This is a genomic window from Epibacterium sp. ABZ3_068 (assembly GCF_056159265.1).
This window is the reverse complement of the sequence record NZ_JBSWUV010000001.1, coordinates 1,572,134-1,598,708: the sequence shown is the minus strand read 5'-3', so window position 1 is coordinate 1,598,708 and position 26,575 is coordinate 1,572,134. Positions and strand designations below refer to the sequence as shown.

Annotated in this window: 16 protein-coding genes; 6 read left to right on the top strand and 10 right to left on the bottom strand. The window is 59.0% G+C overall.

The window, feature by feature from the left end:
• Positions 1-25 precede the first annotated feature (25 nt).
• The 3 genes from ACXAEW_RS07495 to ACXAEW_RS07485 all read right to left on the bottom strand — a co-directional run bounded on the left by ACXAEW_RS07495 (position 26) and on the right by ACXAEW_RS07485 (position 5,542).
• Complete coding sequence (locus ACXAEW_RS07495; protein WP_474940731.1) at positions 26-2,974, bottom strand: error-prone DNA polymerase; 2,949 nt, start codon at positions 2,972-2,974, stop codon at positions 26-28.
• Positions 2,975-3,102: 128 nt separating this feature from the next.
• Positions 3,103-4,380, bottom strand: a complete 1,278-nt coding sequence (locus tag ACXAEW_RS07490; protein ID WP_474940730.1) for an NAD(P)/FAD-dependent oxidoreductase — start codon at positions 4,378-4,380, stop codon at positions 3,103-3,105.
• 229 nt (positions 4,381-4,609) lie between these two features.
• A complete protein-coding gene (locus ACXAEW_RS07485) occupies positions 4,610-5,542 on the bottom strand; it encodes an ABC transporter ATP-binding protein (RefSeq protein ID WP_474940729.1) in 933 nt (310 codons plus the stop codon).
• A 71-nt stretch (positions 5,543-5,613) separates the two neighbouring features.
• Here ACXAEW_RS07485 and ACXAEW_RS07480 point away from each other — a divergent pair, with 71 nt between their 5' ends.
• Complete coding sequence (locus ACXAEW_RS07480) at positions 5,614-5,796, top strand: zinc-finger domain-containing protein (RefSeq protein ID WP_474940728.1); 183 nt, start codon at positions 5,614-5,616, stop codon at positions 5,794-5,796.
• Positions 5,797-5,955: 159 nt separating this feature from the next.
• Here the strand turns inward: ACXAEW_RS07480 and ACXAEW_RS07475 are convergent, their stop codons facing one another.
• On the bottom strand, positions 5,956-6,510 hold the full coding sequence (locus ACXAEW_RS07475) for a hypothetical protein (RefSeq protein ID WP_474940727.1): 555 nt from the start codon (positions 6,508-6,510) through the stop codon (positions 5,956-5,958).
• Positions 6,511-6,547: 37 nt separating this feature from the next.
• Between ACXAEW_RS07475 and polA the strand changes: the two genes are divergently transcribed.
• Positions 6,548-9,349 (top strand): DNA polymerase I, encoded by a 2,802-nt coding sequence (gene polA, locus ACXAEW_RS07470; RefSeq protein WP_474940726.1) that lies wholly within the window; start codon positions 6,548-6,550, stop codon positions 9,347-9,349.
• A gap of 230 nt (positions 9,350-9,579) precedes the next feature.
• Here the strand turns inward: polA and ACXAEW_RS07465 are convergent, their stop codons facing one another.
• The 4 genes from ACXAEW_RS07465 to ACXAEW_RS07450 all read right to left on the bottom strand — a co-directional run bounded on the left by ACXAEW_RS07465 (position 9,580) and on the right by ACXAEW_RS07450 (position 12,250).
• Entirely contained in the window at positions 9,580-9,819 is a 240-nt protein-coding gene (locus tag ACXAEW_RS07465; RefSeq protein WP_474940725.1) for a DUF2798 domain-containing protein, read from the bottom strand.
• An 80-nt stretch (positions 9,820-9,899) separates the two neighbouring features.
• Positions 9,900-10,652 (bottom strand): hydroxypyruvate isomerase family protein, encoded by a 753-nt coding sequence (locus tag ACXAEW_RS07460; RefSeq protein ID WP_474940724.1) that lies wholly within the window; start codon positions 10,650-10,652, stop codon positions 9,900-9,902.
• A gap of 113 nt (positions 10,653-10,765) precedes the next feature.
• Entirely contained in the window at positions 10,766-11,539 is a 774-nt protein-coding gene (locus tag ACXAEW_RS07455; protein ID WP_474940723.1) for an SDR family NAD(P)-dependent oxidoreductase, read from the bottom strand.
• Between the two features lie 132 nt (positions 11,540-11,671).
• The gene (locus ACXAEW_RS07450; protein ID WP_474940722.1) at positions 11,672-12,250 is read right to left on the bottom strand and encodes a DUF1285 domain-containing protein; all 579 of its coding nucleotides are present in this window, start codon (positions 12,248-12,250) and stop codon (positions 11,672-11,674) included.
• Positions 12,251-12,314: 64 nt separating this feature from the next.
• Between ACXAEW_RS07450 and ACXAEW_RS07445 the strand changes: the two genes are divergently transcribed.
• From ACXAEW_RS07445 to ACXAEW_RS07430, 4 genes are read left to right on the top strand one after another with little or no spacing between them, the layout of a single operon-like run.
• On the top strand, positions 12,315-13,331 hold the full coding sequence (locus ACXAEW_RS07445) for an AAA family ATPase (RefSeq protein ID WP_474940721.1): 1,017 nt from the start codon (positions 12,315-12,317) through the stop codon (positions 13,329-13,331).
• On the top strand, positions 13,328-14,215 hold the full coding sequence (locus tag ACXAEW_RS07440; protein ID WP_474940720.1) for a DUF58 domain-containing protein: 888 nt from the start codon (positions 13,328-13,330) through the stop codon (positions 14,213-14,215). Before ACXAEW_RS07445 ends, ACXAEW_RS07440 begins: the two co-directional genes overlap by 4 nt.
• Positions 14,212-16,971, top strand: a complete 2,760-nt coding sequence (locus tag ACXAEW_RS07435; RefSeq protein WP_474940719.1) for a DUF4159 domain-containing protein — start codon at positions 14,212-14,214, stop codon at positions 16,969-16,971. Before ACXAEW_RS07440 ends, ACXAEW_RS07435 begins: the two co-directional genes overlap by 4 nt.
• An 8-nt stretch (positions 16,972-16,979) precedes the next feature.
• A complete protein-coding gene (locus tag ACXAEW_RS07430) occupies positions 16,980-19,025 on the top strand; it encodes a hypothetical protein (RefSeq protein WP_474940718.1) in 2,046 nt (681 codons plus the stop codon).
• Positions 19,026-19,037: 12 nt separating this feature from the next.
• Here the strand turns inward: ACXAEW_RS07430 and pbpC are convergent, their stop codons facing one another.
• Both pbpC and ACXAEW_RS07420 read right to left on the bottom strand, forming a co-directional pair.
• Positions 19,038-21,068 (bottom strand): penicillin-binding protein 1C, encoded by a 2,031-nt coding sequence (pbpC, locus tag ACXAEW_RS07425; protein WP_474940717.1) that lies wholly within the window; start codon positions 21,066-21,068, stop codon positions 19,038-19,040.
• Positions 21,065-26,497 (bottom strand): alpha-2-macroglobulin family protein, encoded by a 5,433-nt coding sequence (locus tag ACXAEW_RS07420; protein WP_474940716.1) that lies wholly within the window; start codon positions 26,495-26,497, stop codon positions 21,065-21,067. Before ACXAEW_RS07420 ends, pbpC begins: the two co-directional genes overlap by 4 nt.
• Positions 26,498-26,575 lie beyond the last annotated feature (78 nt).

Sequence of the window (26,575 nt, the reverse complement as noted above, 5' to 3'; positions counted from 1 at the left end):
CCCTCTTTCATCTTTTCCCAAATACTTAATCCCCCGCGCCCGGCGTGCCCGGTTCCTCAGCGTTCTGCGGGCTCAGCAAAGGGCGTAACAAAGCGACAGGATGCGCCTTGAGGCTCAGCCGCATGGCCACGTAATCCTCCACCACCTCCTCGCCCAGGGTCATCTTGGGCAGATGGGAGGCAGGTTCCGCAATCACCTCCCCCTCCATTTCGCGTTCAAACAGCGGCAGTGGGCGGCGTGCGGTAATAGCCTTGGCCGCCCACAGGGCCTCGCGCCGGGTCAGACCCAGCCCGGCAAAGGCATCCGCCTCTGCCAGACGCTCAATCACCGGAGGCAACAGCCCTGCCTTGCGCCAGACATCGCCTACCTCGTGATAACCATTGCCACGTGCCGCCGTCAGCCAGCTGGCGTCCTCGTCGCTCATCCCCTTGATCTGGCGGAACCCCAGCCGAAGCGCCAGCCCACCCCGTCCATCAGGCTCCATCACATTGTCCCAGTAGGAGTGGTTCACACAGATCGGGCGCACCTCCACCCCATGTTCACGGGCATCCCTGACGATCTGTGCAGGCGCATAAAATCCCATCGGCTGGGAATTCAAAAGTGCACAGGCGAAAATGCCCGGGTGGTGGCATTTGATCCAGGCCGACGCATAGACCAAAAGCGCAAAACTGGCCGCATGGCTTTCGGGAAACCCATAGGATCCAAAGCCCTCGATCTGGGAAAAACACCGTTCAGAGAATTCGGCGTCATAGCCGTTCCGGGCCATCCCCCGCAGGAACAGGCTGCGGAACTCGCCGACATTGCCGTGTTTTTTGAACGTCGCAAGAGAGCGGCGCAGCCGGTCCGCCTGTTCCGGCGTAAACCCCGCCCCCACCATGGCGATCTGCATGGCCTGTTCCTGAAACAACGGTACGCCCAATGTCTTGCCCAAGACTTCTCCCAGTTCATCGGAAGGGAAATCAACGCGTTCTTCGCCATTGCGGCGGCGAATATAGGGATGCACCATATCGCCCTGAATAGGGCCCGGACGGATGATCGCCACTTCGATCACCAGATCATAGAAATGACGAGGCCGCATCCGGGGTAGGAAATTCATCTGCGCCCGGCTTTCCACCTGAAAAACACCAATAGTGTCCGCCTTGCACAACATGTCATAAACCGCCGGAACTTCGGGCGGCAGAGTGGCCAAGGCGTAATCCAGCTGGTGATGTTGTCGCATAAGGTCAAAGGCTTTGCGGATACAGGTCAGCATGCCCAAGGACAGAACATCCACCTTGAGGATACCCAGTGCATCAATATCGTCCTTGTCCCAGCAAATGACCGTACGCCCTTCCATCGCGGCGTTTTCAATCGGCACCAGTTCATCCAGCCGTCCTTGCGTAATGATAAACCCGCCCACATGCTGGGACAGATGCCGGGGAAAGCCGATCAGCTCTTCCACCAGGGCCAAGGTCAGGCGCAGGCGACGGTCGTTGGGATCCAGTCCGATTTCCCGCAATCGCTCCTCGGTCACGGCACTGCTGGCGTAGAACCCCCACAATTGCGAGGCCATGGCGGCAATCGTATCCTCGCTGAGGCCCATAGCCCGGCCAACCTCACGAATGGCACGTTTGCCCCGGTAGTGGATCACTGTGGCACAGAGCCCCGCCCGTTCCCGGCCATAGCGCTGATAGATCCACTGGATCACCTCTTCGCGGCGTTCATGTTCAAAATCCACATCAATATCGGGCGGCTCATCACGCGCTTCACTGACAAAACGTTCAAAGACCATGGTTCCCATCTCAGGGCTGACAGAGGTCACCCCCAGGCAGAAACAGACCACGGAATTGGCCGCAGAACCGCGCCCCTGACACAGGATATCGCGGGAGCGGGCGAAATCGACGATGTCGTGCACCGTCAGGAAATAGGATTCATATTGCAGCTTGGCGATCAGTGCGAGCTCATGCTCCAGCATCCCGCGCACCTTTGGGGGAGCGCCATCCGGGTAACGCCAGCGCAGGCCCTCCTCGGCCAGACGGCGCAGTCGTTGAGTTGGGGTCTCGCCCTCAGCCTCATCCGGGTAATCGTAACGCAGTTCTGCCAAAGAAAAGGTCAGCGTCGCAGCCAGAGCAACAGTGCGATGGACAGCCTCCTCGAACCCTTTGAACAGATGCAGCATTTCTGTACCTGACCGCAGGCGCCGCTCGCTGTTGGCCAATGCGGCACGGCCCAGCCGGTCCACGCGACGGCCCAGACGAATGGCCGAGAGCACATCCGCCAGCCGCCGCCTGCGCCCGTGATGCATCTGCGGTGAAGCGCTGGCAAGGGTCGGCACGCCCAGCTTGGCGGCCATCGCAGTCACCGCACGGAAATGCACCTGATCCGCCCCATCATAGCGCGGTGCCATCATCAAATGCATGCGCCCCCCAAAGCGGCGCGTCAACGCGGCCATATGTGGCCCCCACCCGCCCGCGCCGCCCGGCATATGTTCCACCTGTGGCAACAGAATCAGGTGGAGATCTTCGGCGTATTCCAGAAGGTCTTTAAGGTGGAGAAGACAGCTGCCCTTTACTGCACGCCCCCGCCCCAATGACAAAAGCCGCGAAAGGTTGCCCCACCCCCGACGCGTTTGCGGCAAAGCAATCACGGGTGGCGCATCAGTGAAACGCAACTGAGCCGCCGGAATCAGCCGCGGGATTGCATAGATCGGAAAGCTCTCGGCTGGGGGGGGCACATGGTCAGGCCGCGGCGGTCCAATTGCGCTATGTCTGCGGTCCCAATCCTGCCGCTCCCGCACCCGGCGGGCGATATCCGCGGCCTCTGTATGGGCCCTCACAATACCGGCCACGGAATTGACATCCGCAATCGCCAGCGCCTCAACCCCGATGGTGAGCGCACGGGTGATATATTCCTCCGGATGTGATGCCCCGGTCAGGAAGGTGAAATTGGACAGGCAGGCGAATTCGACAAAGACAGCAGACATAACGCGGGGCATTATATTCCCCTTTTGTTCTCATTGCGAGTCCACATATTACCAGCCCCCGCCGCGCAGCGCGCGGCGCCAGGCCCAACGGGAACGGTTGCTTTTCAAAGCAACCAGATCCGGGCGGGAGCACCTGTTTCTTAGCTGCGAGCAGAGATGAGATGCATCAGGGTTGCGCCGGTTTCGTAATATGCACTGCGGGCAAAGGGGAGCGTTTCACGGTGGTCCAGCTCCACCGCAACGGGCAGCTGCTCTTTATCCCCCGACAGCAATGCCTTAGCGGCACTGGTGCCAAATACTGTGCCCGGACCTATACCACGTCCAGAGTAGCCAAAGATTGCAAGCGCTTGGGGACCGAACTCCACAATTTTGGGGATGTGGTCACTGGTCATAGCGATCTGGCCACTCCAACAATGCTCAAACGGCTGATCGGCCAGGTCTGGGAACACCTGCGCCAATTTCCGACGTGCCCATTGACCGTGCACCAAACGTCCCGGACCATCCACATTACCCATCCCACCGAGTATCAGCCGACCCGCCTGATCCATCCGAAAGGACGACATCACCAGTGCCGTGTCCCAGCACCCTTCGCCTCCGGCAATGATCTTGTCCCGCTGCGCCTCGGACAAGGGTTTCGTTGCGAACTGGCTGTACGACACCGGGACGAAAGCGGGACGATAGGGACTTTCAATCCCGTTGAAATAGGCGTTCGTCGCCAGAAGCAGCGCCTTGGCCGTGACCTGTCCCTGATCCGTCCTGACCTGCCAGGCCTCCCCGATTCGCGTGATGTCCAAGACGGGTGAACCGGAAAAAAGCTGTGCGCCGACATGCTGCGCCGCCCGCGCAAGCCCCGTGCAGTAGGAAAGCGGCTGGACAGTACCCGCTCGCGGATCAAAAAGCGCCCCGTGATACTGGTTCGACCCGGTACGACGCACGGCCTCTGCACGATCCAGAAGTTGCAATGGCGCACCATATTGGTTGCCCTGGCGGAAGCGTTCTTCCAGATCGCGCAGACCAGCTGGGGAATGCGCCAGATGCAGGGTGCCTTTGCGTGTGGCTTCACACGCAATTCCATGACGGTCAATCAAGTCGAACACGCGCGCTGGGGCCTCGGACAGGACAGAGATCAGCTTTTCTCCCGCCTCTTGCCCCATTTGTTTGATCACAACACCCGGCGGCAACCAAAGGCCTGCGTTGACCAACCCCACATTGCGACCAGATCCGCCAAAGCCGATAGTTTCGGCTTCCAGAAGCGCCACGCTTGCTCCGGATGTCGCAGCCTCCAGAGCCGCAGCGCAGCCGGTGAAACCGCCACCAATGATCACAAGGTCAACGGAGAGATCACCTGACAGCGGTTCTGAATCGCAGGTTTCGCTGCGACTGGTCTGCCAGAGGTTTGTTTGCGGAAGCTGTGGCATGCGAAAATCGTCCAAATTCAATCTGCGGCATAGTTAGCCACAGAGATTTCGTAATGGGAATGCCGAATGCGCACGCTTTTATGTTTTCCCACGTCATATACAACGACCGGGAAGATTACATGCCTTTTTCAGGCATGCCGCACCTCACCATAGGTTTCGCTGCGAAACCTATGGCATTGTTTTAAATATTAAAAATAAGCAAACGTGGCGCGCGCAGATGGCGCAACGCTTAGGCCGCCGAAGACGTCAGCGCGAGGAAAACATCTTCCAGATCGGCCTCTTCGGTTTTGACGTCGCGGATCGAGATGCCCGCGGTGCGCACCGCTTCCAGCACGGTTTCGGCGGTTGTGATCTGGCTGCGATAACGCAGCACAACCGCGCCATCCCCGCGCAGCTCGGCTTCGATCCCGGCACCTTGCGGCAGGGTTTCGACCGGAGCCGCCGGATGCACCACCATCGCGCGCCCATCCAGACGCCCCAAAAGATTGGACGTGGTATCACGGGCAACAACTTCGCCCTGATTGATAATCGCAATCTCGTCGCACATCTCCTCGGCTTCCTCCAGATAGTGGGTGGTGAGGATGATGGTCATGCCCTGCTGGTTGAGTTTGCGCACATTGTCCCACAGCATCTGACGCAGCTCGATGTCCACGCCTGCAGTTGGTTCATCCAGAACCAGAATATTGGGCCGATGCACCAACGCTTTCCCCAACAGCAGCCTACGCCGCATGCCACCGGAAAGGGTGCGGGCATAGGCCTCGGCCTTATCCTCAAGCCCGATCATCTGGAGAATCTCATCGCTGCGACGGTCGGATTTGGGTACACCATAAAGACCCGCCTGCACCTCCAACGCGCCGCGCGGGGTGAAAAACGGATCCAGGTTCAGTTCCTGTGGCATCACCCCAATGGAAGCGCGTGACTGGCGGGGATTGGTGTCCTGATCGAATCCCCAGATCGACACCCGCCCGCTGGTTTTCAGGACCAACCCGGCCAAGATATTGATCAGCGTCGATTTTCCGGCACCGTTGGGACCCAGCAGCCCAAAGACCGAGCCGCGCGGAATGGACAGGTCAATGCCCTTTAGCGCGTGTTTCTCGGGCTGACCTTTACGCCCTTTGTAGGTTTTTCGCACTGCTTCCAAACGGATTGCATCTTCGCTCATCCCAACACTTGCCCCCGGTTTTGGCTTGGCTCATAAATGCGACTATCTGAAATTCGAGAGGACCGCCAGCGATGAGCATCGAAGCGCCTGAAACCAAGATCGTGGATAGCTACCGCGTCGCCTGCGACGGCAGCGAAGGCGCATTGGGCCATCCACGCGTCTATCTGCAGATCCCCACCGACGAGGGATTTGTTGAATGCCCCTATTGCGACTGCAAATACATCCACAAGGATTTTGCAGACAAAGCGGCCTGATCCGGGCCCAGCCAGTTCCGAACGCGCCCCAGTATCAAGGGCGCGTTTTTTTTGTGACCTGGTTTTTTGTGACTTGGGTATGTGCCCTCAGTTAGGCTTGTGCCGTCAGGGGGCGTTGTTCTTTTCCTCAGAACAACGGTCGCTTGGCACGGTCGAAAATCATTCAGCCCAGACCGTGTCTTCGAGAGGGACCATGGTATTGCCGCATTTCAATGTCGGGCGATGATTTTGATCTTCCAGGAAACCCAGCACATTATGGCCGGTCCAGGCCCGGATCATTCTGCCCTGACTGTCCTTGCCAACGCCGATCTTGGTGCCGTCTTGCTCATCCCGGCTATCATAGACCAGATGGAAACGGGAGCCATCCGCGCATTTCAGGCGCGCGCGCCCTTCGCCACGGATATCCGTGCCATCAATGCTGCTCCAATGGCCGGAACACTGCACGCCGGCGCTGGTACGCCCAAGGATAATGCCAACCCCGTCGCCCCGCGCCTGACCGTCAAAGTAAAGCCCCTCGTCTCCGATACAGGCCAGCACCCGCATACAGGCGCGCTCTCCCAGAACCGAGGTATCGCAGGGCGGCAAGCCAGCCTGAAGGTCGGCGGTCAGGGTTGCCGCGGTAGCATCCGGTGAATGTATGTCCGTTGCATGGGCCGTCAGACCGGAAGAAACGGTCAGATGCAAAAGAGCGACTGGAAGAACAAAGCGGAACATGTCAGTAAACGATCAAAGAGGCTTGGAGAAGAATGACATGAGCAATACTGAATTCGGCAAGGGCTGTCACCTGCATCTTATCGATGGTTCTGCATTCATTTTCCGGGCCTATCACGCGCTTCCTCCGCTGACGCGCAAATCCGATGGGTTGCCGATTGGCGCGGTTTCCGGATTTTGCAACATGCTGCAGCGGTATGTCGAGGGGAACACAGGACCAGATGCCCCCACACACGCAGCTGTTATCTTTGACCATTCGGGCAAAAGCTTTCGCAACGAGCTTTATGATCTGTACAAGGCCAATCGGCCGCCCGCACCCGAGGACCTGAAGCCACAGTTTCCTCTGACCCGCGTTGCCACCCGCGCCTTTAACATCGCCTGCAAGGAGATTGAGGGCTTTGAGGCGGATGACATTATCGCGACACTGGCCTGTCAGGCCCGCGCCGCAGGAGGCCGCTGCACCATCATCAGCTCGGACAAGGATCTGATGCAGCTGGTGGGCGACGGTGTTGAAATGCTCGACGCGATGAAGAACAAGCGTATTGACCGGGACGGTGTGGCTGAGAAATTCGGAGTTGGTCCAGAACGTGTTGTAGACGTGCAGGCGCTGGCAGGCGACAGTGTGGACAACGTCCCAGGCGCCCCGGGCATCGGGATCAAGACCGCCGCTTTGCTGATCAACGAATTTGGCTCGCTCGAAGAGCTGCTGGACCGAGCCGAGGAAATCAAACAGCCCAAGCGCCGCCAGACCCTGATTGAGAAACGCGACCAGATTGAACTGTCAAAGAGACTGGTACAGCTTGACTGTGAGATGGAGCTGGATTTCACGCTGGAGGATCTGGAGGTGAAGGAGCCTGAGGCGGATGTGCTGTTGGGCTTTTTGGCGGAGATGGAATTCCGCACCTTGTCGAAACGAATGGCGGACCAATTGGGCAGAGAGGCCCCGGATATCCCAGAAGCCCCAGCAGCGGCTGCAGCAGTTGCGGCACCGGAAGCGGTTCCCTTTGATGCCACGAAATATGAATGCGTGCGTGACGCTGCGGCTTTGCAAGGATGGATCGACCAGATCCGTGAACGCGGATGGGTGGCGGTGGATACCGAAACCACGGGACTCAATGAAATGCTGGTGGATCTGGTTGGTATCTCGCTCTGCGTCGAGGCTGGGTCTGCCTGCTATATTCCACTGGCCCACAAGGCGGGTGGAGACGACCTGTTTGGTGGCGAAGGGCTGGCCGAGGGGCAGATGCCGTTGGAAGAGGCGCTGGAAATGCTCAAGCCTGTTCTGGAAGATCCGGCAATTCTGAAAATCGGCCAGAACATCAAATACGACAACAAGATCTTCAACCGTTACGGCGTCAACGTCGCCCCGATCGATGACACGATGTTGATGTCCTATGCGCTGCACGGTGGCGAACATGGACACGGGATGGACACACTGTCCGAACGTTATCTGGATCACACACCGATCCCGATCAAACCTTTGCTGGGAGCCGGTAAATCCGCCATTACCTTTGACAAGGTGGCAATTGATGAAGCCACCGCCTATGCCGCAGAGGATGCGGATATCACCCTGCGTCTGTGGCAACGGTTCAAACCCAAATTACATCAGCGTCAGGTCACCACAGTCTATGAGACGCTGGAGAGGCCACTCGTGCCAGTGTTGGCCGAAATGGAGATGCATGGGATCAAGGTCGACCGCGACACATTGAGCCGCATGTCCAATACGTTTGCGCAGAAGATGGCGGAGCTCGAGGCCGAGATTCATGAGCTGGCCGGAGAGAGTTTCAACGTGGGTTCTCCGGCGCAGTTAGGGGAGATCCTGTTTGACAAAATGTCCCTGCCCGGCGGCAAACGCGGCAAGAACGGCAAATACTCCACCGGAGCGGACATCCTGGAAGATCTCGCGACCGAGCATGATCTGCCGGGTAAAATTCTGGATTGGCGGCAATTGTCGAAACTGAAATCGACCTATACCGACGCTTTGCAGGATCATATCAATCCGGATACCGGTCGGGTGCATACCTCCTATCTGCAGACCGGGGCAAATACCGGCCGTATGGCATCCAGCGATCCAAACCTACAGAACATCCCTGTACGGTCTGAAGAAGGCCGCCGCATTCGCGAGGCGTTTGTGGCAGAGCCAGGGAACGTGCTCTTGTCGCTCGACTACTCTCAGATCGAGCTGCGTATTCTGGCCCATGTGGCCGGAATTGATGCGCTCAAGGCGGCCTTTGCGGCGGGCCAGGACATTCACGCGATGACCGCGAGTGAGATGTTTGACGTACCACTGGATGAGATGACGCCAGACATTCGGCGGCAGGCAAAAGCCATCAACTTTGGCGTGATCTACGGGATTTCCGGCTTTGGCCTTGCCCGAAACCTGCGCATCCCTCGCAAAGAAGCGCAAGGCTTTATCGACCGCTACTTTGAACGCTTCCCAGGCATTCGCCGTTACATGGATGAAACGGTGGAGTTCGCAAAGGAGCACGGCTACGTGCAGACGCTGTTTGGGCGCAAAATACACACGCCCGAGATCGCCGCCAAAGGGCCCAAGGCAGGCTTTGCCAAACGGGCGGCCATCAATGCGCCAATACAAGGCACGGCGGCGGACGTGATCCGCAGAGCCATGATCCGGATGCCAGCGGCCATTGCGCATCTGCCGGCACGTATGCTGTTGCAAGTTCATGACGAACTGCTGTTCGAAGTGCCCGAAGCCGCTGTAGAAGAGACCATTGCAGTCGCCAAAGCAACCATGGAAGGCGCTGCTGATCCAGCCGTGCATCTGGACGTGAAGCTTGTGGTGGAAGCAGGCCGTGGACAAAACTGGGCCGAAGCTCACTAGGCCGGTTTCCAACGCCCCTTAGGTGGGGCTCCCGCCTACTCTCCCCATCTCCTGACGGAGTTGGGGGTCACGGTTGGGCCTGGCGCCGCGCAGACGCGCGGCGCGGCGGTGGCCCGCATAGACCGGTGAAACCAAACGCAACCGCGCCGGGCGTCTGCCCGGCGCCAGGCCCAACGGGAGCAGATTTTATCTAAAATCAGCGACGGGCGGGAGTACTTCCCTAATGCGTCTCACGCAGAAGTTTCAGGGTCTCGAACCAATTTAGCAACTACGCGCCGCACAAATGGGGCAACAACCAGAACTACGCAAAAGGCGACAGGCCAAGCAAAACCCCAAGCTCCGAGCCAAGCCGTCAGGGTTTCTTCCCCAAACCCAACGGTCTTAACGCTCGCCACCAAGGTAACGATGCAGGACATAATCCCGGACAGAAAAAATCCAAAGAGGATCGGGGCGAAACGCGCAGGAAACATATGAACTCCGAAATATGTTATATGCCCTAAATAGTCACAATCCCATTCCAAACAATAGGAAAGATCCGGTCAAATTTTCATCAGCGCATCCAGTGCAGAGAGTCTGCAGTCCGCGCAGTCGTTGGGGTATATTCGGCACTGATCCAGCCAGCATACCCACTCGCATCGATAGCGACAAAAAGTTCTTCAAAATCAATAGGACCTGTGCCCGGTTCAATCCGTCCGGGCGCGGCGCCGATCTGTATATGAACCACGCGCGCGGAGAATTCTCGCCATACTGCAATCGCATCGCCATGGATCATCTGCGCGTGATAGGCGTCATATTGCAGGCCAACATTGGGCCGATCAACCGCATCCAATATCTCAATGGCCAGCCCGTATTCCTCCAGAAAGTAGCCGGGCTGATCGCCGCTGTTGAGAGGCTCAATCGTGAACTGCTGTGCAGGCGCAAGGTCGGCGGCAAATTGAAGGTTTCGGACAAAACAGGCACGCGCTTCAGGCCCTCGCGCATAGCCGGCCATCACGTGGATCATCTTGGGGCGTAGCGCATCCGCATAGCGCATCACCCGTTTGATATCGCGTTTAAAGCGCTCCTCCATCTCCGGCATGGCCGCATAGCCGGGGCGCCCGCCGGTGTAATTCGGTGGTGGCGCGTTGATCAGCAGAAGTTCCAAACCGTTCGCCAGCAAAGCCCGCTGGGTATCCTTGGCCGCAACCTCATAAGGGAACAAAATCTCCACCGCTTCGAACCCGGCATCAGCCGCTGCAGAAAAACGCTCCAGATAGGGTAGCTCGGTAAAGAGCATCGACAGATTGGCGGCAAAGCGTGGCATCGGCGTCCTGCTGGGTCGTTGTTGGCAAGCGTGGTGTAGTCGCAGCCTAAGGGAGCGCCAAGGCTGCGAAAACCCGGAATTTATCGCAAAATTTCACAATAACGGCAGAGTGCCTAGGTCTGCTCAGTCGACTGGGATGCCCGCAAGGCCGGGAGGCCAACGCCTGTACTTTCAAACCCTCCGTCCGAAGCAATGATCTGCCCGGTGACATAGCTTGCCTTCTCGGAGCAGAGGAAACAGATTACCTCGGCAATCTCATTCTCGGTCCCGTAGCGGTTCAAGGGGATCGCATCATGATAGGCGTTAATGATCTCTTGTGAATGCACCGCCATCGCCAATTTGGTGCGCACCGGCCCCGGGCAGACGCAGTTGGCTCGGATCCCGTATTCACCAAGCTCTGCGGCCTGTTGTTTTGTAAACTGGATTACCGCAGCTTTGGACGTGCCATAAGCCAGACGCAAGGTGCTGGCCCGCAGACCGGAAATAGAGGCGATATTGACGATGGCCCCTTGTGTCTTTTTAAGCGCGGGCAGCACTGCCTGGCTGACAAGGAAAACACCATCCAGATTGGTCTCCATCACGCGGCGCCACCTGGTAAAATCATGCTCTTCAATCGGACCGAAATCAGCAACTCCGGCATTGTTGATCAAAGCGTCTACCCTGCCAAAAGCGTCCAAAATAGCGGCGACCATCGCGGCGACCTGTTCCGGGATGGAGACGTCAAATTCAAACGGCACACCTCCTGCAAGGCCTTCTGCAGCGGTTTTAAGCTCAGCCCCGTCTCGGTCGACCATGGCAACCTGCCAGCCTTGCTCCAGAAACAGTTTGGTGGTTGCCAAGCCAATGCCACGGGCCGCCCCGGTGACGACGGCGATTTTCTGGGTCATATTATATCCTCCCCTGCGTCATAGACGCGTCTTCCAAGTCGTGAATTTCCCGGCAACTCTGAGGGTCGGACAGCAGTTTTTCAATCTGCCTTACGGGATGTGCCGTAGGGGAACTTCACCTCTCGGCACCGCCTAGTTCAATTCATCTGACGGGATTACCGGGAAGAACTGCCCGCCCGACCACAGACCGAACCATCCGTCATGATGAACACCAAGCTCCACCAAACGATAAAAGCTCTTGCGGTCAATCAGTGCTTCGAGATCGGCGCGGATCAAAACGTAGGGCGAAGGCTCTCCGGTTTTGGGGTCACGCTCTACCCGGATCGGATGCGCGGATCCGGCGCTTGCTTGATCGCCCACATGCGTCGTGAACGTTAGGGTTTGCGACTCACCTTCGCCGGACACATCGAAATCAACCGCCACAAATGGCGCGTCATCGACCGTGATGCCGACTTTTTCAACGGGTGTGACCAAAAAATATTTTTCATCTTCCCGCTTTAGAATCGAGGAAAAGAGCTTCACCAGCTCAAACCGCCCGATTGGTGTTCCAAGGTAGAACCAGGTGCCGTCACGGGCGATACGCATGTCCAAATCGCCACAAAAGGGCGGATTCCAAAGATGCACAGGCGGCAGGCTTTTGCCTTTGATGGCCGCTTTTGCGGCGGCAGCCAGCCCATCTGCCGAGGGCGTCACAGTTTTTTGTCCACTCATTGCTTTTGCCATTTCCAAGAAGCGCGATAGAGTAACAGTGTATAGGCCGTACAAAGGGAAAGCTATGTCCGAACCCGACGAATTGTTGACGGAAATCGAGACTTTGGAAGCAAAGTTGCAGGAGGCACGGGCGTCAATCACACGCCGGTTCATCGGGCAAGAGCGCGTCGTAGACCTGACATTGGCCACATTGCTGTGTGGGGGTCACGGGTTGTTGATCGGCCTTCCGGGACTTGGAAAAACGCGACTGGTGGAGACCCTGTCGACAGTTATGGGGCTGAACGGAAACCGCATTCAGTTCACACCCGATCTGATGCCTGCTGATATTCTGGGGTCCGAGGTTCTGGATACCACGGACGACGGCAGCCGGGCGTTCCGGTTCATTCAGGGGCCGATTTTCTGCCAGCTTTTGATGGCAGATGAGATCAACCGGGCGAGCCCGCGGACGCAATCGGCTCTGCTACAAGCGATGCAAGAGCGTGAGGTAACCGTTGCTGGTGAAACCCGATCGCTTGGCACGCCTTTTCACGTGCTGGCCACCCAGAACCCGATTGAACAGGAAGGCACCTACCCGCTGCCCGAGGCACAATTGGACCGGTTCCTGTTTCAGATCGACGTACCCTATCCGGATCGGAAGACCGAGCGGGAGATTCTGCTGGCGACCACAGGCACCGAAGAGGCCGAGGCCACCGCTGTGTTCACCACCCATGAGCTGATGGCGGCGCAGGTTCTGCTGCGGCGGATGCCAGTTGGCGATTCTGTTGTTGAGCTGATCCTGGATCTGGTGCGGGCCTTCCGCCCCAATGTCCAGGATGTGGCTGACAAGGTACGGGACACCGTGGCCTGGGGTCCTGGCCCCCGTGCGGCGCAGGCCTTGATGCTGGCGGTTCGCGCGCGCGCCCTTTTGCAGGGGCGTCTGGCCCCCGATGCAGAAGACGTGATCGACATGGCCCTTCCCGTGCTCAGCCACCGGATGCAGCTGACCTTTGCTGCACGGGCGCGCGGGGACAGCCTCACGGAGCTGATCCAGACCATTGCCGCCGAGGTCCAGGAGCAGCCGCGAACAGGTGCGGCGGCGTGAGCCTCTCCCCCGCCCCAATCGGAGTTTTACGCCAACGCGCTGAAGAAGAAGCCAGCGCTTTGCCGCCCCTTCTGGTGCAGGCAGAACATCTGGCAGGGTCAATCCTGCTGGGAGAACACGGGCGTCGCCGGTCGGGCATGGGAGATGACTTCTGGCAATATCGCCCGCTGCAACAGGGGGACAGTCGGCGCATGATCGACCACCGTCGGTCCGCCAAAGGGGATCAGCAATTCGTACGCGAAAGGGAGTGGCAGATCGCACAGACCGTGCATCTGTGGTGCGACCTTGGCGCCTCGATGCGGTTTGGATCGGATGATCAGCACCCGCAGAAAATTGATCGTGCGCGGGTGCTTGCACTCGCCTCGGCCATTCTGATGATCCGCGCAGGAGAACGCGTCGGACTGACCGGGGGTGTGCTGCCGCCGCGGCGCGGCAATACGCAGGTGTTGCGATTGACCGAACTGCTCAGCCGTGACGAACAGACCGATTATGCCCCCCCTGAACATCGCGCCATGGTGCCCCACGCGCGGGCATTGTTTATCTCTGATTTTCTTGGCCCCTTTGATGAGCTGCAGCTGGCCCTGACCAAGGCCGCAGATCGCGGGGTGCGCGGTGTTTTATTGCAGGTTCTGGATCCGGTCGAAGAAACCTTTCCCTTTGTCGGGCGCACACGGTTCCAAAGCGTATCTGGCGGGTTGGAACATGAAACACTGAAGGCCTCTGCGCTGAGGGACCGCTATATCGAACGGCTGGCAGAGCGGCGTGACCTTCTGGACCGGCTGTGTCGGGATGCAGGCTGGCGCATGGGCATTCACCACACCGGAGAAAGCGCGCAAGCCGGGTTGATGTGGATCTATCACGCATTGCAAAGGAGCCCGGCATGAATGTGATTGCGGGCATCGGGTTTACCGCGCCCTGGCTGCTGCTGGGGCTCGTGGTGCTGCCGGTTCTGTGGCTGCTGTTGCGCGCGGTGCCGCCGGCCCCGGTCAAACGCTTGTTCCCTGCAGTGACATTGCTGTTGGAGCTCAGAGATGACGACAGTCAGACAGACCGCACCCCATGGTGGCTGTTGCTATTGCGGATGCTGGCGGTGGCCGCAGTGATTGTCGGGCTGGCCGGGCCTGTTTTGAACCCACAGGAGCGGTCAACTGGATCAGGTCCGCTGTTGATGGTTCTGGATGCCGGCTGGGCTGGTGCGCGCCACTGGAACGCCTTGGAGCGGCAGCTGGTAAATGATCTGACCGAAGCCGGGCGGACAGGCCGACCCGTTGGAATCCTGCGTTTGACACAGCCTGCCCCCTTGCAATTTCAAGCAGCCGATGTCTGGGCACAACAAGTCCCTGGGTTAGAGCCGGAAGCCTGGGCAGCCAATGGTGTCACGATTGAGAATAGCCTGCGCCATGTGCTGGCCATCGAAGGCGGTTTTGACACGGTTTGGTACAGCGACGGGCTGGCGGTTGACGGTCAGGACGCCTTGTTGGAAACCCTGGAACAACGCGGGACGGTGACCGTTGTGGCTCCGCCAACGCCGGTTGTAGCCTTACGCCCGCCTGTTTTTGCCGATGGGGCAATCGAACTGAGTGCCACGCGTATCGACAGTAGTGCGCCGCAGTCGTTGACGGTCCTGGCACAAGGCAAGGATCCCGCCGGGACATTGCGCACCTTGGCCACGGCGACAATTGATATGGAACCTGGAGAAAGCGACGGCACAACGCGTCTTTCGTTACCATCTGAGCTGCGGGGACGTTTGCAGTGGTTTACCTTGCAATCTGTGAGATCTGCAGGTGCGGTTGCGCTCACGGATGACAGCCTGCGCCGCCGCGAAGTAGCACTGATTGGTTCAGTCAGCGGCAATGAAGGGCTCGCCTTGTTATCGCCGCTGCACTACCTGCGCAAAGCGCTGGTGGAAACCACGGATTTGCTGGAAGGGAGCCTGAGCGATCTGTTGCCGGCCAATCCGGATGTCATTGTATTGGCCGATGTGGCACGTCTTCCCAACAGCCAGGAAACTGAATTGGTTGAATGGGTTGAAAATGGTGGTCTCCTGCTGCGTTTTGCCGGTCCCCGACTGGCCGCAAGCGATACGGCACGCGGCGATGAACATCCGCTGATGCCAGTCAGGCTGCGTGTGGGCGGCCGTAGCCTTGGCGGCGCGATGAGCTGGGGCGCACCCAAAACGCTTGCGCCCTTTGCCGAGAACTCGCCGTTTTACGGTTTGTCTATCCCGGATGAAGTCACTGTCACCTCTCAAGTTGTGGCGCAACCGGATCCTGATCTGGCACAGCGCGTGATTGCCGAACTTGGTGATGGAACCCCGTTGGTCACACGTAAACCGTTGGGACAAGGGCAAATCGTCCTGTTCCATGTCACCGCCAATGCAGAATGGAGCAGCCTGCCCCTGTCGGGCTTGTTTGTAGAAATGCTGGAGCGTCTGGCCGTGTCGAGCGCCCATACCAGCACAAACGGCGCCGAGCTTGAAGGAACAGTCTGGAGCCCGGTGCAGGTGCTGGATGGCTTTGGACAGATCCGTGATGCCAGCACCCTGCCGGGCGTCGCAGGACCAGATTTGATCACCGCCCCTTTGGGACCTGAATTACAGCCCGGTGTGTATACCAGCAATGGCCGCAGTCTGGCGCGCAATGTTCTTGATGGGGAACAGGTTCTGCGCGCACCGGTTTGGCCCGCCTCTGTCGCATTGCGTGGTTTTGAGCAAGCGAAAGAACGTGTGCTGGGAGGGTGGTTCCTTGCCGCTGCGCTATTGGCGCTGGCGCTTGACGCTGTGGCGACACTGGCCGTTTCCGGCCTTTTGCGCCTGGGTCGTGCGGCCACGGTTGTTCTGGCGTGTCTCTGTGCGGTTGCTGCGGAGCAAGGTCAGGCTCAGGAGACGGACAACCCAACCGCGCTCGCATCCGAAGTGACGCTGGGCTACGTGCTGACCGGTGATGCGCAGCTGGATCAATTGGCTCGTGACGGGCTGCGAGGTTTGAGCGATGTGCTGTATTTCCGCACCTCCGTCGAACCTGCAAACCCGGCTGGTGTCGACGTGGAAAAGGATGAGCTGGCATTTTATCCACTTCTCTACTGGCCAATATCGACAACGCAGCCGCTGCCCTCTGCCGAAGCATACGAGAAACTGAACGCATATCTCCGGTCCGGTGGCATGATCCTGTTTGACACCCGGGATGCGGATCTGGCGCGGGTCGGGGCCACTAGTGACACTGCACGGTATCTGCAACGCCTTGCGCGTCCTCTGGACATTCCCCCGCTGGAACCGGTGCCACAAGACCATGTTCTGACCCGTGCCTTCTACCTGCTACAGGATTTCCCCGGACGTCAGCGCGGCGCGCCAGTCTGGGTCGAAGCCGCTCCGCCGGATGCAGAACAGATCGAAGGCCTGCCCTTCCGGAACCTCAATGACGGGGTGAGCCCGGTTGTGATTGGCGGCAATGACTGGGCCTCGGCCTGGGCGGTGGATGAAAACGGACGCGCGCGCTTGCCCGTGGGGCGCGGATTTGCCGGTGAGCGCCAGCGAGAACTGGCCTTCCGGTTTGGCGTGAACCTTGTCATGCATGTTCTGACAGGTAATTACAAATCCGATCAGGTCCATGTACCAGCGCTTCTGGACCGGCTGGGGCAATAGGAGCAGAGATGAACCAAACAATTCTGTTCGACCCTTTGCTGCCCTGGCCTGTGATCTGGGTGCTTGTCGCGCTCAGTGCCGCAGTGCTGGCGCTTGCGACATTGAAACGATTGTCCGGATGGGCCTTGCGCGGCGGGGCCGCGGCGGTTTTGGCGCTTGCTCTGGCCGGGCCTGTTTCCCAGACCGAAGACCGCGCGCCACTGGACGACATTGTTCTGGTGGTCAGCGACCAAAGTGCCAGCCAGCATTTGTCTGATCGCAGCAACCAAAGCCTAACGGCCCTGGAGCACATTCGCGCCGCTGCTGCCAACCGTCCCAATACAGAACTGCGCGAAGTGACATTGGGCGATGGACTGGATGACGCGGGCACCGAGCTGATCACCGCCATAACCGAGGCCCTGGCAAATGAACCCAATGGGCGCGTCGCCGGGATCATCGCGATTTCGGATGGCCAGGTTCACGATCTGGACACTCTTCCTGAATTACCCGCACCGCTGCACCTGCTGCGAACCGGGCATAGCACCGATTGGGACCGTCGGCTGGTGGTGCAGAAAGCGCCCAGTTTTGCGATCATCGGCGAGCCCGTCACCCTGACACTGCGGATCGAAGACCAGGGCGCAGCACCGGACACCGGCGGTGTGGCCCCGCTTGGCATATCAATCGACGGAGACGAGCCGCAGCAGTTTACCCTGCCCATTGGCGTCGATTTTGAACTGCCGCTATCGCTCCCCCATGGCGGGCGAAATGTCATCCAGTTTACCGTTCCAACCGCTCCGGGTGAATTGACGGATCGCAACAATACGGCTTTGGTTCAGATCAACGGCGTACGGGACCGGTTGCGTGTTCTACTGGTTTCAGGTGAGCCTCATCCTGGCGGGCGGACCTGGCGCAATCTGTTGAAATCAGACAGCGCGGTTGACCTCGTGCATTTCACCATTTTGCGCCCACCCGAAAAGCAGGACGGTGTTCCGGTCGAGGAATTGTCGCTGATTGCCTTCCCCACGCGTGAGCTGTTTCTGGAGAAGATCGATGATTTCGACCTGATCATCTTTGACCGCTACAAGCGTCGGGGAATTCTGCCTTCGGTCTATTTGGACAATGTCGCCAATTACGTACGCAGAGGCGGAGCGGTTCTTGTGGCAGCGGGGCCCGACTTTGCCAGTGCCGACAGTATCTATCGCTCACCCTTGGCGCGGGTGCTGCCCGCCCAGCCAACCGCGCGGGTGATAGAACGCCCGTTCCGGCCCAAGGTATCCGAGCTTGGTGCGCGTCACCCGGTGACCGCTGACCTTGAAGGGGTTGCGGACTGGGGCCGCTGGCTGCGCCAGATTGAACTGAATGCACCCGAAGGCAATGTTCTGATGAACGGCGTGGACGACCGTCCGCTTTTGGTGCTGAACCGGGTGGAAGAGGGGCGTGTGGCGCTTCTGGCATCGGATCACGCCTGGTTGTGGAGCCGCGGGTACGAGGGTGGTGGCCCGCAGCTCGAATTGCTACGCCGGTTGGCCCATTGGATGATGAAGGAGCCGGATCTTGAGGAAGACATGCTCTGGGCAGAGGCAAACGGCCAGACCATGCGGATCCTGCGACGCAGTCTGGAAGACAGTATTGGCGACGTGACGGTCACTCATCCCGATGGGACAATCACCATCTTGAAAATGACCGAGGTATCGCCCGGGCAATGGGAAACCCGGTTTACCGGACCCGACATCGGTCTTTACCGATTGCAAGAAGGCGAGGAGGAGACCGTCATCGGCCTTGGACCCGCCGCACCGCGAGAGTTTGAGGAAACCATCGCAACCGGGGACGTGCTGGCTCCGCTTTTAGGCGCTTGGCAAGGTGGAGATGTGATAATTGAGAACGGTTTACCACGTTTACGCGATGTGCGTGCAGGTCGGCCTGCGGCAGGACGTGGTTGGATCGGTCTTACGCCGCGCAATGCCTATGAGACTTTGTCCGTACGCCAGCACCCCTTGCTACCGGGCTGGCTGCTGTTGATGATGAGCGGCCTTCTGATTCTGGCGGCATGGTTGCGTGAAGGTCGGCGCGGGTAATCCTGCGGCGGGTCAGCGTAGCTGGATGTCCACGCGGTCACTGTTGCCAAGCCGATCGACAACCACGAGTTCTGAAAACCCATGGTCTGAAACTGGAATGTCGAATTCCCGCTGTTGCACCCGTGTCAGAACGGGACGCCCATCCTGAAGGACCGTAAATGGCGCTTCACCCCCTCGCAATTTCAACGTGAGAGTGTCAGAGGCCAAAAGCTGCGCACCGTTCGGAGGGAAGACCAATTGCAGATTGTCGGCAGCCGATTTGGCAGTGAAACGATCCTCAAACCGGCGCATCGGGAGCGGCAGTTCGGAGTTTGAAACCGTTAATGCAGCAGCTGGGGCGGACGGAAGCGGCGTGAATTCGGGCTTGAGCGCACCAAAACTCTGAAACAGCAACGGTGCCGCCAGATCGCCACCAAAGGCGCCCGGCACTGGGGTGCCATCCGCACGCCCCATCCAAACGCCGATAACATGCGCGCCATCCCAGCCAATCGCCCAGGCATCGCGGTGGCCATAGGATGTTCCGGTCTTATAGGCCAAACTTCCATGCCGGGCGCCGGGAGGTGGTTGCAGATCACGAAGAATGTCACCCAGGTACCAAGCCGACACTGCAGAGATCATACGCGCCTTTCGCGCCGGTGCTGTGCCCGCCAAGTAATGCAGTTCCGGCCCCTCCCCTCCGGCCGCAATGCCAGCATAGACCTGCACCAGATCTTGCAAGGTGATGCCAAGGCCGCCCAATGAAATGGCAAGCCCGGGGCGTCCATTCGGCACATGTGCTGTCGCGCCGCCACGCCGTAGCGCCTCCATCAACCTTGTGGGCCCAAGGTGGTCCAGCATCCGCACCACGGGTGTGTTCAGCGACTGCTGCAAGGCCTCACGCAGACGTATGTCCCCACGAAAGCGACCGTCAAAATTTTGCGGTGCGTATCCTTCGAAATTGACTGGGCCGTCGTGGATCAAGGTTTCGGGGTGGGCAAGACCACGATCAAAGGCCAGCCCATAGACCAGCGGTTTCAGGGTAGACCCCGGCGACCGCCGGGCAACGGTCATATCCACAAACCCCTGTCGGGCGCTTTGATAGGCTGGCGAGCCAACACTTGCCAGAACTTGACCCGATTGGTGATCTGCAACCACAATTGCGGCGGAGAGCTTGGTATCGTGATCGCGGACGGCACTGGTGGCCAAATCTTCCAAAGCCCGCTGAAGCCCCTTGTCAATTGTGAGCGCAATTCGCCCGGAATCCGGGTTCCGGGCAGTCATCCGATCCGCCAGATGCGGCGCAACCTTCGGGAAGGCGCGCATTCTGGATGGTATTGCCGCGGCGTCCAGAGCAGCCAATTGCTCCGCAGACAAAAGTCCAGCATCAGCCATCCGAGCCGCCACACGGGCCCGTGCCAGCCGGGCCGCATCTGGCGCTCGATCCGGGCGGCGTGTCTCAGGGGATTGCGGCAAGGCGACCAACAAGGCGGATTGGGCCGGTGTCAAACGGCGCGGCTCCTTGCCAAACCATGCGAGGCTGGCGGCGCGGATCCCTTCCAGATTGCCGCCATAGGGCGCATGAGTGAGGTAGAGCGTCAGGATGTCTTCCTTGCTCAGTCGCCGCTCCAAGGCCAAAGCCAACCGCATCTGACGCAGCTTGCCGCTCCAACGTCCGGTCGGGCCATCTTCCAACAGCCTTGCAACCTGCATTGTAAGGGTTGACCCACCTGATACCCTGCGCCCATTCCATATCGCCTGACCAACGGCGCGCAGGATTGCTTGCGGGTCGACGCCCGCATGACCGTAAAATCGCTTATCCTCATAGCGCAGAAGCATGTCGACAAAATCAGGATCGACCTCTGCCGTCGTCACCGAAAATCGCCAGATCCCATCGGCAACGGGGTAGGCGCGCAATAGCTCACCATGGCGATCGCGCACCTCAACCGATGTTTCCGCCAGAAGAGGCGGCAGGTTGGTCTCCTCGATCCATCGGTCCAATGCCATTACTGCCGACCAGAGGATCACGCCAACCAGACACGCCAGAATATGGCGGCGGTGCCTCATCGAATGGTCACACGTCCGGTTGAAGTATTTGCTCTATAGGCCGGGCGGTACATGTCCTCGACCGAGGCCGCGGGCAGATGGTACTCTCCCGGCGAAACCGCGCGCGCCACATAGGCCAAGGTTATCGGAGAGCTATCCCGACTGTCGACAGCCGCCAGAAACCGGTCACTGCGAAACTCCGTATGTTCGGCAGCTGACGGGTTAAGCCATTGTAAATCCTTCAAATCCCCACTGCGCAAGAGGTTCGGATTGTCGATCTCGATCCCTGCCGGAAGCGGGTCATTGATCATCAGGCGAGCCCCTTGGCTGGTCGACGGAACAACTGTAACAATCGTCACAAATCGGGTGCCGATTGCCAATGTATCCAATGAAAGAGGCAAACCTTCCATCGTGTAGTAGCTGCGGTCTATCCGATACCCGTAGCCGCCGGCTTCTGGCGGCAGCTTGGGCACACCGACTGTTGTCAGTGTCAGGTCAACAGTCTGCCCGGTTGCCGCGCTGATAACCTGCGCCTCCCCAGCTTCTCCTGCCCGCAACTGCACAAAGGGGCCGGTCACGTCTGATCCATTGACACGCAGTCCCGACGTCTCGGGGCGGTCGAGCAGTGCCTGCGCGGCCATCAACTGCCAGGCCGCCTCTTGTGAGGAGAGCCCATTTCCCTGGCTTAGGTCGCGACTGAGCGCATCGCTGCTGATCGCGGTTGACCCCGCCTCGGCCGCAAGCGCCAAAACAGCTGCGGTGTCGCGGTGGTAGGTGCCGAAATCCGCGCGCCAGACTGGCGTTTCGGAGCTACGCCCACCCAGCATGCGGCCCGCCCGGACAAAAAGCGCATCTGCACGGGTCTGATCACCATAGGTCGCAAGAGCAGCCGCAAGTTGTGCAACTGCCATCGGAGTTGCAAAGGCATCTGCCTTTACATCCGCATAATAGCGCAGGTCTCCCAAGGCAGCCGCCCCTTCGCGTGCCAGAACCAACAGTGAATAGGCAACCGCCTCACCGCCGTGATCGAAGTCTGCTGCATAGTTGACCCGGTTTTGCAGGTTATCCAATGCCTGTTCAAAGGCGCGCTCTGGCACGCTGTACCCTTGCGCGCGCGCACGAGACAGGAAATCCGTGACATAGGCACCCAGCCATTGCTCTCCGTTGCTGGCGTTCCAAAGACCGAACCCACCGGATCGCGTTTGCCGGGACAAGACCGTGTCGACGGCATCATTGACACGCGCCGAAAGATCCGGTTCCGTACCCAGGCCGGACATTTCGGCCACGGAGGACAGATACAACAACGGTAACGCACGGGACGTTACCTGTTCGGTGCAGCCATAGGGGTATCGATCCAGTTGAGACAAGAGCCCCGGCACATCAAACCGCGCTAGCGGGCCAGCCGAAAGCATGGCGTGCGCTGTGTTCGGTCGAAAATCAGTGAAGACATCGTCCGAGAATGCAAAATTGTCGCCCGCCGCCAAAGTGAAGCGGCGCGTGGTGGAGATAGCCGGATCATTGTCAACGACGGCCAATTGCAAGTCCTGAGTCAGCTCAACACCATCTGGCGTGGTCAGCGCGAGGGTAAGTGTTGTCAGGCCAACTGTATCGGATGCTGTGATGGGGATCTCCAGAACCTGTTTCTCCCCTTCATTGAGGGACAGCCTGTTTGGAACGTCGCCAAAAGTTACATCAGCCGAAGAGGAAGACAGGCCGAAGTCCATCCAGCCGCTGGGCCCGTCAGCATGGGTTACATCAACCAAAAGACGACTTGTGTCGCCGGGGGCCAGAAACTTTGGCAAGCTGGCATTTACAACAACCGGGTCACGGATAATCACCTCGGCCTCTGTCTGGCCCAAAGCGGATTTGCTCCAGGCCATGGCCATCAGGCGGACAGAGCCGTTGAAAGCCGGAACATCGAACGGGAAGGTCACCCAACCGTCAGATCCGACCTCAATGATCCCGGAGCTGCGCGCCATCAACTCTTGGGTTGGTGGAGGCGACTGCATTTTCATTCCGTTGCCCGCGTCTCCACCGGATCGCACCAGTCCAAGCGCACCGTTACCCGGATCAATCAGCCGACCGTAGAGATCGCGCAGCTCCATTCCCAAACGACGTTGACCGTAGTAATGCCCGCTGGGATCCGGCGTTTTGAACCCGGTGAGGTTCAAGATCCCCAGATCAACAGCCGCCATAGACACAAAGACCTGATCGCCCGGCGCTGCGCCTTCCACCTTGAGCCGGATATTTTGGGTGCTGCGCGGTTGCAGGATCTCAGGTGTTTCAAAGCTCAGCGCCAGCGATTGGCCAGGTTGGGATACGGTGGCGTGTACAATCCCAAGGGCACGGGTTGGTGTCTGATCAGACTTTTGGTCAAGGGGTTGAAGCACGGCCGCAGAGACATATGCTCCGCTGCCCCAGTCGGCCGTGACGTCCAACGGGATCACGGTTTCTCCCGGTTGAAGGGTCACCGCACGGCGTTCTATCAGAGTATTTGACAGCACCGAGACCAATGCTGTCCCGCCTGCCGGAGATACGATCCTTACTTTGGCGGTGTCACCAGGGGTAAAGCTATCCTTGTTCAGCGAGATCTCCAGCCGGTCCGGTGCGTCGCCAGCATCTGCGCCCGTGTACCATCCGGCATAGAAGTTTTGCGATGCGGACAGATACGCGCCATCCGTGCGTTCGACCACAAACTCATATTCCCCCCATTCAACCGGCAGATCCAGTTTAAGAGGATCGGTTCCCAAAGTCGCCTCGCCCTGGGCCACGCGGGTTCGGCGCGTTGTGGCTTCCCAGTTCCAATCCCCATGCAGCTGATACCACTGATACCGGGTCTCCACGCGGTTCAAAATCCAACGGACCGGCATCGGAGTTGGTGTCAGATCAGGGGACAACGCGATGAGGTCAAACCGTGCCGACGTCCCGTCCTGCACCACATCCTCAAAGCCCTTGCGAATGCCGATGATGGGCGTTGCCGGTCGGACGGGCAATGTCAGCACACGTTCCACAGGGCGGGCAGACCCGTCGCTGACACGTGTGACAATCGCGGCCTTCAGTGGACGGCCGTCACTTGGGGCATCCGGCAAGGTCACGGAAACAGTGGCCAGTCCTTCTGCATCTGTGATTTGCCCTGGAAGGCTGTTGCGGCGCAGACTCGCAGGTTCATCATGGCGGCCAAATCTATAGCCGGGCCAGGTCGGGACATCCGTGACGGCTGTCAGGGTCACTTCGCTTTCGACTTTGAGATCCGCACCCGGCGCACCAAACAGATAACGCGCATCTATTTCCATCTCTGAGGCCTCGTTGAGAGTCAGAGATGCGCTGTTGACGGTCTGCGTGAAATCAATTCGTTCTGGCAGGAAGTCCTCGACCAGCAGGCGCTTGGAGCTGAGGGGAGGGCCTTGGGGATCGGCCATGACGTCCAGTTGCCAGGTTCCACGCGGCGCGGACGGCGCAATGGGAAAGGCAAAGGCGTGACCGCCCATATGACCACTGTCCGAGATTTGGCGAGCGTATTCAACACCGTCTGGCCGCGTCAGCACGGCGATCAGGGGCAGGCCTTCAATGGCCTGCGCGCGGCCATCCCGTGCCAAAGCGGTTATGTGGATGGTTTCTCCCGCCCGGTAAGCGCCGCGTTCAGTTGCCAGGAAAACATCCACTGGTCCCGGCGCCGCACGCCCCTCCACTCCGCGATCAGACAGGTCAAAAGCGGGATCCTGAAGCGACAGAAACGCAAAATCCTCTGCCCCGGCGCGGGCCACAACCAAAGCCGGGGAAGCGCCATTTTGCCCTCGCGTTTTGCCAACGTCAAAACGTGCATAGCCGGTGTCATCCGTCGTTACGGTATCCAGCACGGCATTTGCGGAAGAAACAAGAGACACTTCTATGCCGCCGCGGGGGTGGGCATCGCCCAAACCCTGAACCTGAACGTGCAAGCCATCAGCACCCAACATGGTGGAGAGCCCCAGATCTGTCAGCACAAACCACTGGACCGCTGCCGGGCTGTCATAGGGATCCGCGCCCGGAATATGTGCTGACAGTGCATAGATACCAACAGGCTGATTATTCAGAGCCTCTTCCAAGGGCAGGCGGCTGGTGACCTCCTGGTTCAGATCCTGCTGGACTTCGGCACTGCCTTGCCAGACATCCTGCGCGACATCGGTAGAAAAATCCCGTTCTTCCCAATGGGACAAGGGACGGGCAAAATAGCCTTCCTGGAAACTGCGCAAAAGGTTCCGGTCGCTGATACGACGCAGGCGCAGGTCCAGTTGGGTCAGATTGACGGTCTCAACGGGCAATGCGGCGGTTCCTGAGCGGGCCAGCACATAGGCTCGTCCAGGGAAGCGCACCACAGGTTTGCGGTCCCGCACATAGTGGGTGAGTGTCACATCTTTGTTGAGCAGTTCACCGCTGGCTGCGGGCAGTCCACGACGCAGGGTGAACTCATAGCGTACGCCATGTTCGGCCCCGTCAATACACAGCTGTTGCCCATTGCTGCGCACCACAAGGTCAGAAGCGGGCAAGCGTACGAAGGGTTCGTAGTCCTGCGTCTCGCCCAACAGTTTTTCGCTGAAGCTCACACAGATCTCGGGCCGGGCACTGTCGCTTTGAACTGTGCTGTCGGTCACCCGGAAACCATATTTCCCAATCGCCTGATCCAGCAAATCCGCTGCGGCCTTACGCGGGGCAAGGCTTTGTGCCAAACGCAATGTCGGGATCATGTCACGCCCCCGATTGAGCGTCTCCAACACGCGAGCGACCTGCATCAATGCAGTTGCCTGACCGCCCTCGTCTTCCGAGCGAAGAAAACCATTAATCGCCGCAGACAGCGCGTTGTTGCGCCGACTTTCTTTTTCGCTGTACGATCCCGTGTCGTCCTTGCGCAGATAGCGCGCATATTCGACCCAAAGATCGGCCCGGTCAGTAAGCAAAATGGACTGCGCCATGGCATGTGCAGCTTCACCATTGCGCCCGGAACGCGCCAAACGGCGGGCCGTTTGCACCAGCGCCTCTAAGTTCTGATCCGGCCAGGAAACCCGCAACCCGAGGTCGCGCGCCAAGGCTTTGGCCGCCCTGATATCGGGTTTTGACAGGAAATCCAGCTGGGCGGCCCGGAGTTCGCCCTGTCGGACAACATTTGCGGAAACATTACGTTTCGCGACAGAAAACGCCCCATCATAAACCGACGAGGTTTCCATCACGGATTTGGGAAAACAGGCCTTTGAACCGCGATTAAAGACAAAACCTGCGCAATTGTCATCCCCGTCGCACAAACGTTGGCAGGTCTGCAGGTCAGTGTCAAAAAGCGGTTGGAGATCCGCACCATAGAAGTCGGTATTCTCGAATCCTTGATACCGAAAAGTCGGGATTGCGTCCTGCGCCGCAGCATATTGCGCTGTAAGAGGAAGGGTAACAGCCAGAAAACTGACAACAAGCAATCGCCGCATAAATCTCTCCTTCATTCCAGCGGAGGCTGGCACGTGCTTAACGCCATAGCAAGTATTTCTACCGTAACACCAGACATG

Excerpts from the sequence above, each read along its gene's own strand:
- ACXAEW_RS07495 (WP_474940731.1), bottom strand. The coding sequence starts at position 2,974 with ATGCCCCGCGTTATGTCTGCTGTCTTTGTCGAATTCGCCTGCCTGTCC.
- ACXAEW_RS07490 (WP_474940730.1), bottom strand. The coding sequence starts at position 4,380 with ATGCCACAGCTTCCGCAAACAAACCTCTGGCAGACCAGTCGCAGCGAA.
- ACXAEW_RS07485 (WP_474940729.1), bottom strand. The coding sequence starts at position 5,542 with ATGAGCGAAGATGCAATCCGTTTGGAAGCAGTGCGAAAAACCTACAAA.
- ACXAEW_RS07480 (WP_474940728.1), top strand. The coding sequence starts at position 5,614 with ATGAGCATCGAAGCGCCTGAAACCAAGATCGTGGATAGCTACCGCGTC.
- ACXAEW_RS07475 (WP_474940727.1), bottom strand. The coding sequence starts at position 6,510 with ATGTTCCGCTTTGTTCTTCCAGTCGCTCTTTTGCATCTGACCGTTTCT.
- polA (WP_474940726.1), top strand. The coding sequence starts at position 6,548 with ATGAGCAATACTGAATTCGGCAAGGGCTGTCACCTGCATCTTATCGAT.
- ACXAEW_RS07465 (WP_474940725.1), bottom strand. The coding sequence starts at position 9,819 with ATGTTTCCTGCGCGTTTCGCCCCGATCCTCTTTGGATTTTTTCTGTCC.
- ACXAEW_RS07460 (WP_474940724.1), bottom strand. The coding sequence starts at position 10,652 with ATGCCACGCTTTGCCGCCAATCTGTCGATGCTCTTTACCGAGCTACCC.
- ACXAEW_RS07455 (WP_474940723.1), bottom strand. The coding sequence starts at position 11,539 with ATGACCCAGAAAATCGCCGTCGTCACCGGGGCGGCCCGTGGCATTGGC.
- ACXAEW_RS07450 (WP_474940722.1), bottom strand. The coding sequence starts at position 12,250 with ATGAGTGGACAAAAAACTGTGACGCCCTCGGCAGATGGGCTGGCTGCC.
- ACXAEW_RS07445 (WP_474940721.1), top strand. The coding sequence starts at position 12,315 with ATGTCCGAACCCGACGAATTGTTGACGGAAATCGAGACTTTGGAAGCA.
- ACXAEW_RS07435 (WP_474940719.1), top strand. The coding sequence starts at position 14,212 with ATGAATGTGATTGCGGGCATCGGGTTTACCGCGCCCTGGCTGCTGCTG.
- ACXAEW_RS07430 (WP_474940718.1), top strand. The coding sequence starts at position 16,980 with ATGAACCAAACAATTCTGTTCGACCCTTTGCTGCCCTGGCCTGTGATC.
- pbpC (WP_474940717.1), bottom strand. The coding sequence starts at position 21,068 with ATGAGGCACCGCCGCCATATTCTGGCGTGTCTGGTTGGCGTGATCCTC.
- ACXAEW_RS07420 (WP_474940716.1), bottom strand. The coding sequence starts at position 26,497 with ATGCGGCGATTGCTTGTTGTCAGTTTTCTGGCTGTTACCCTTCCTCTT.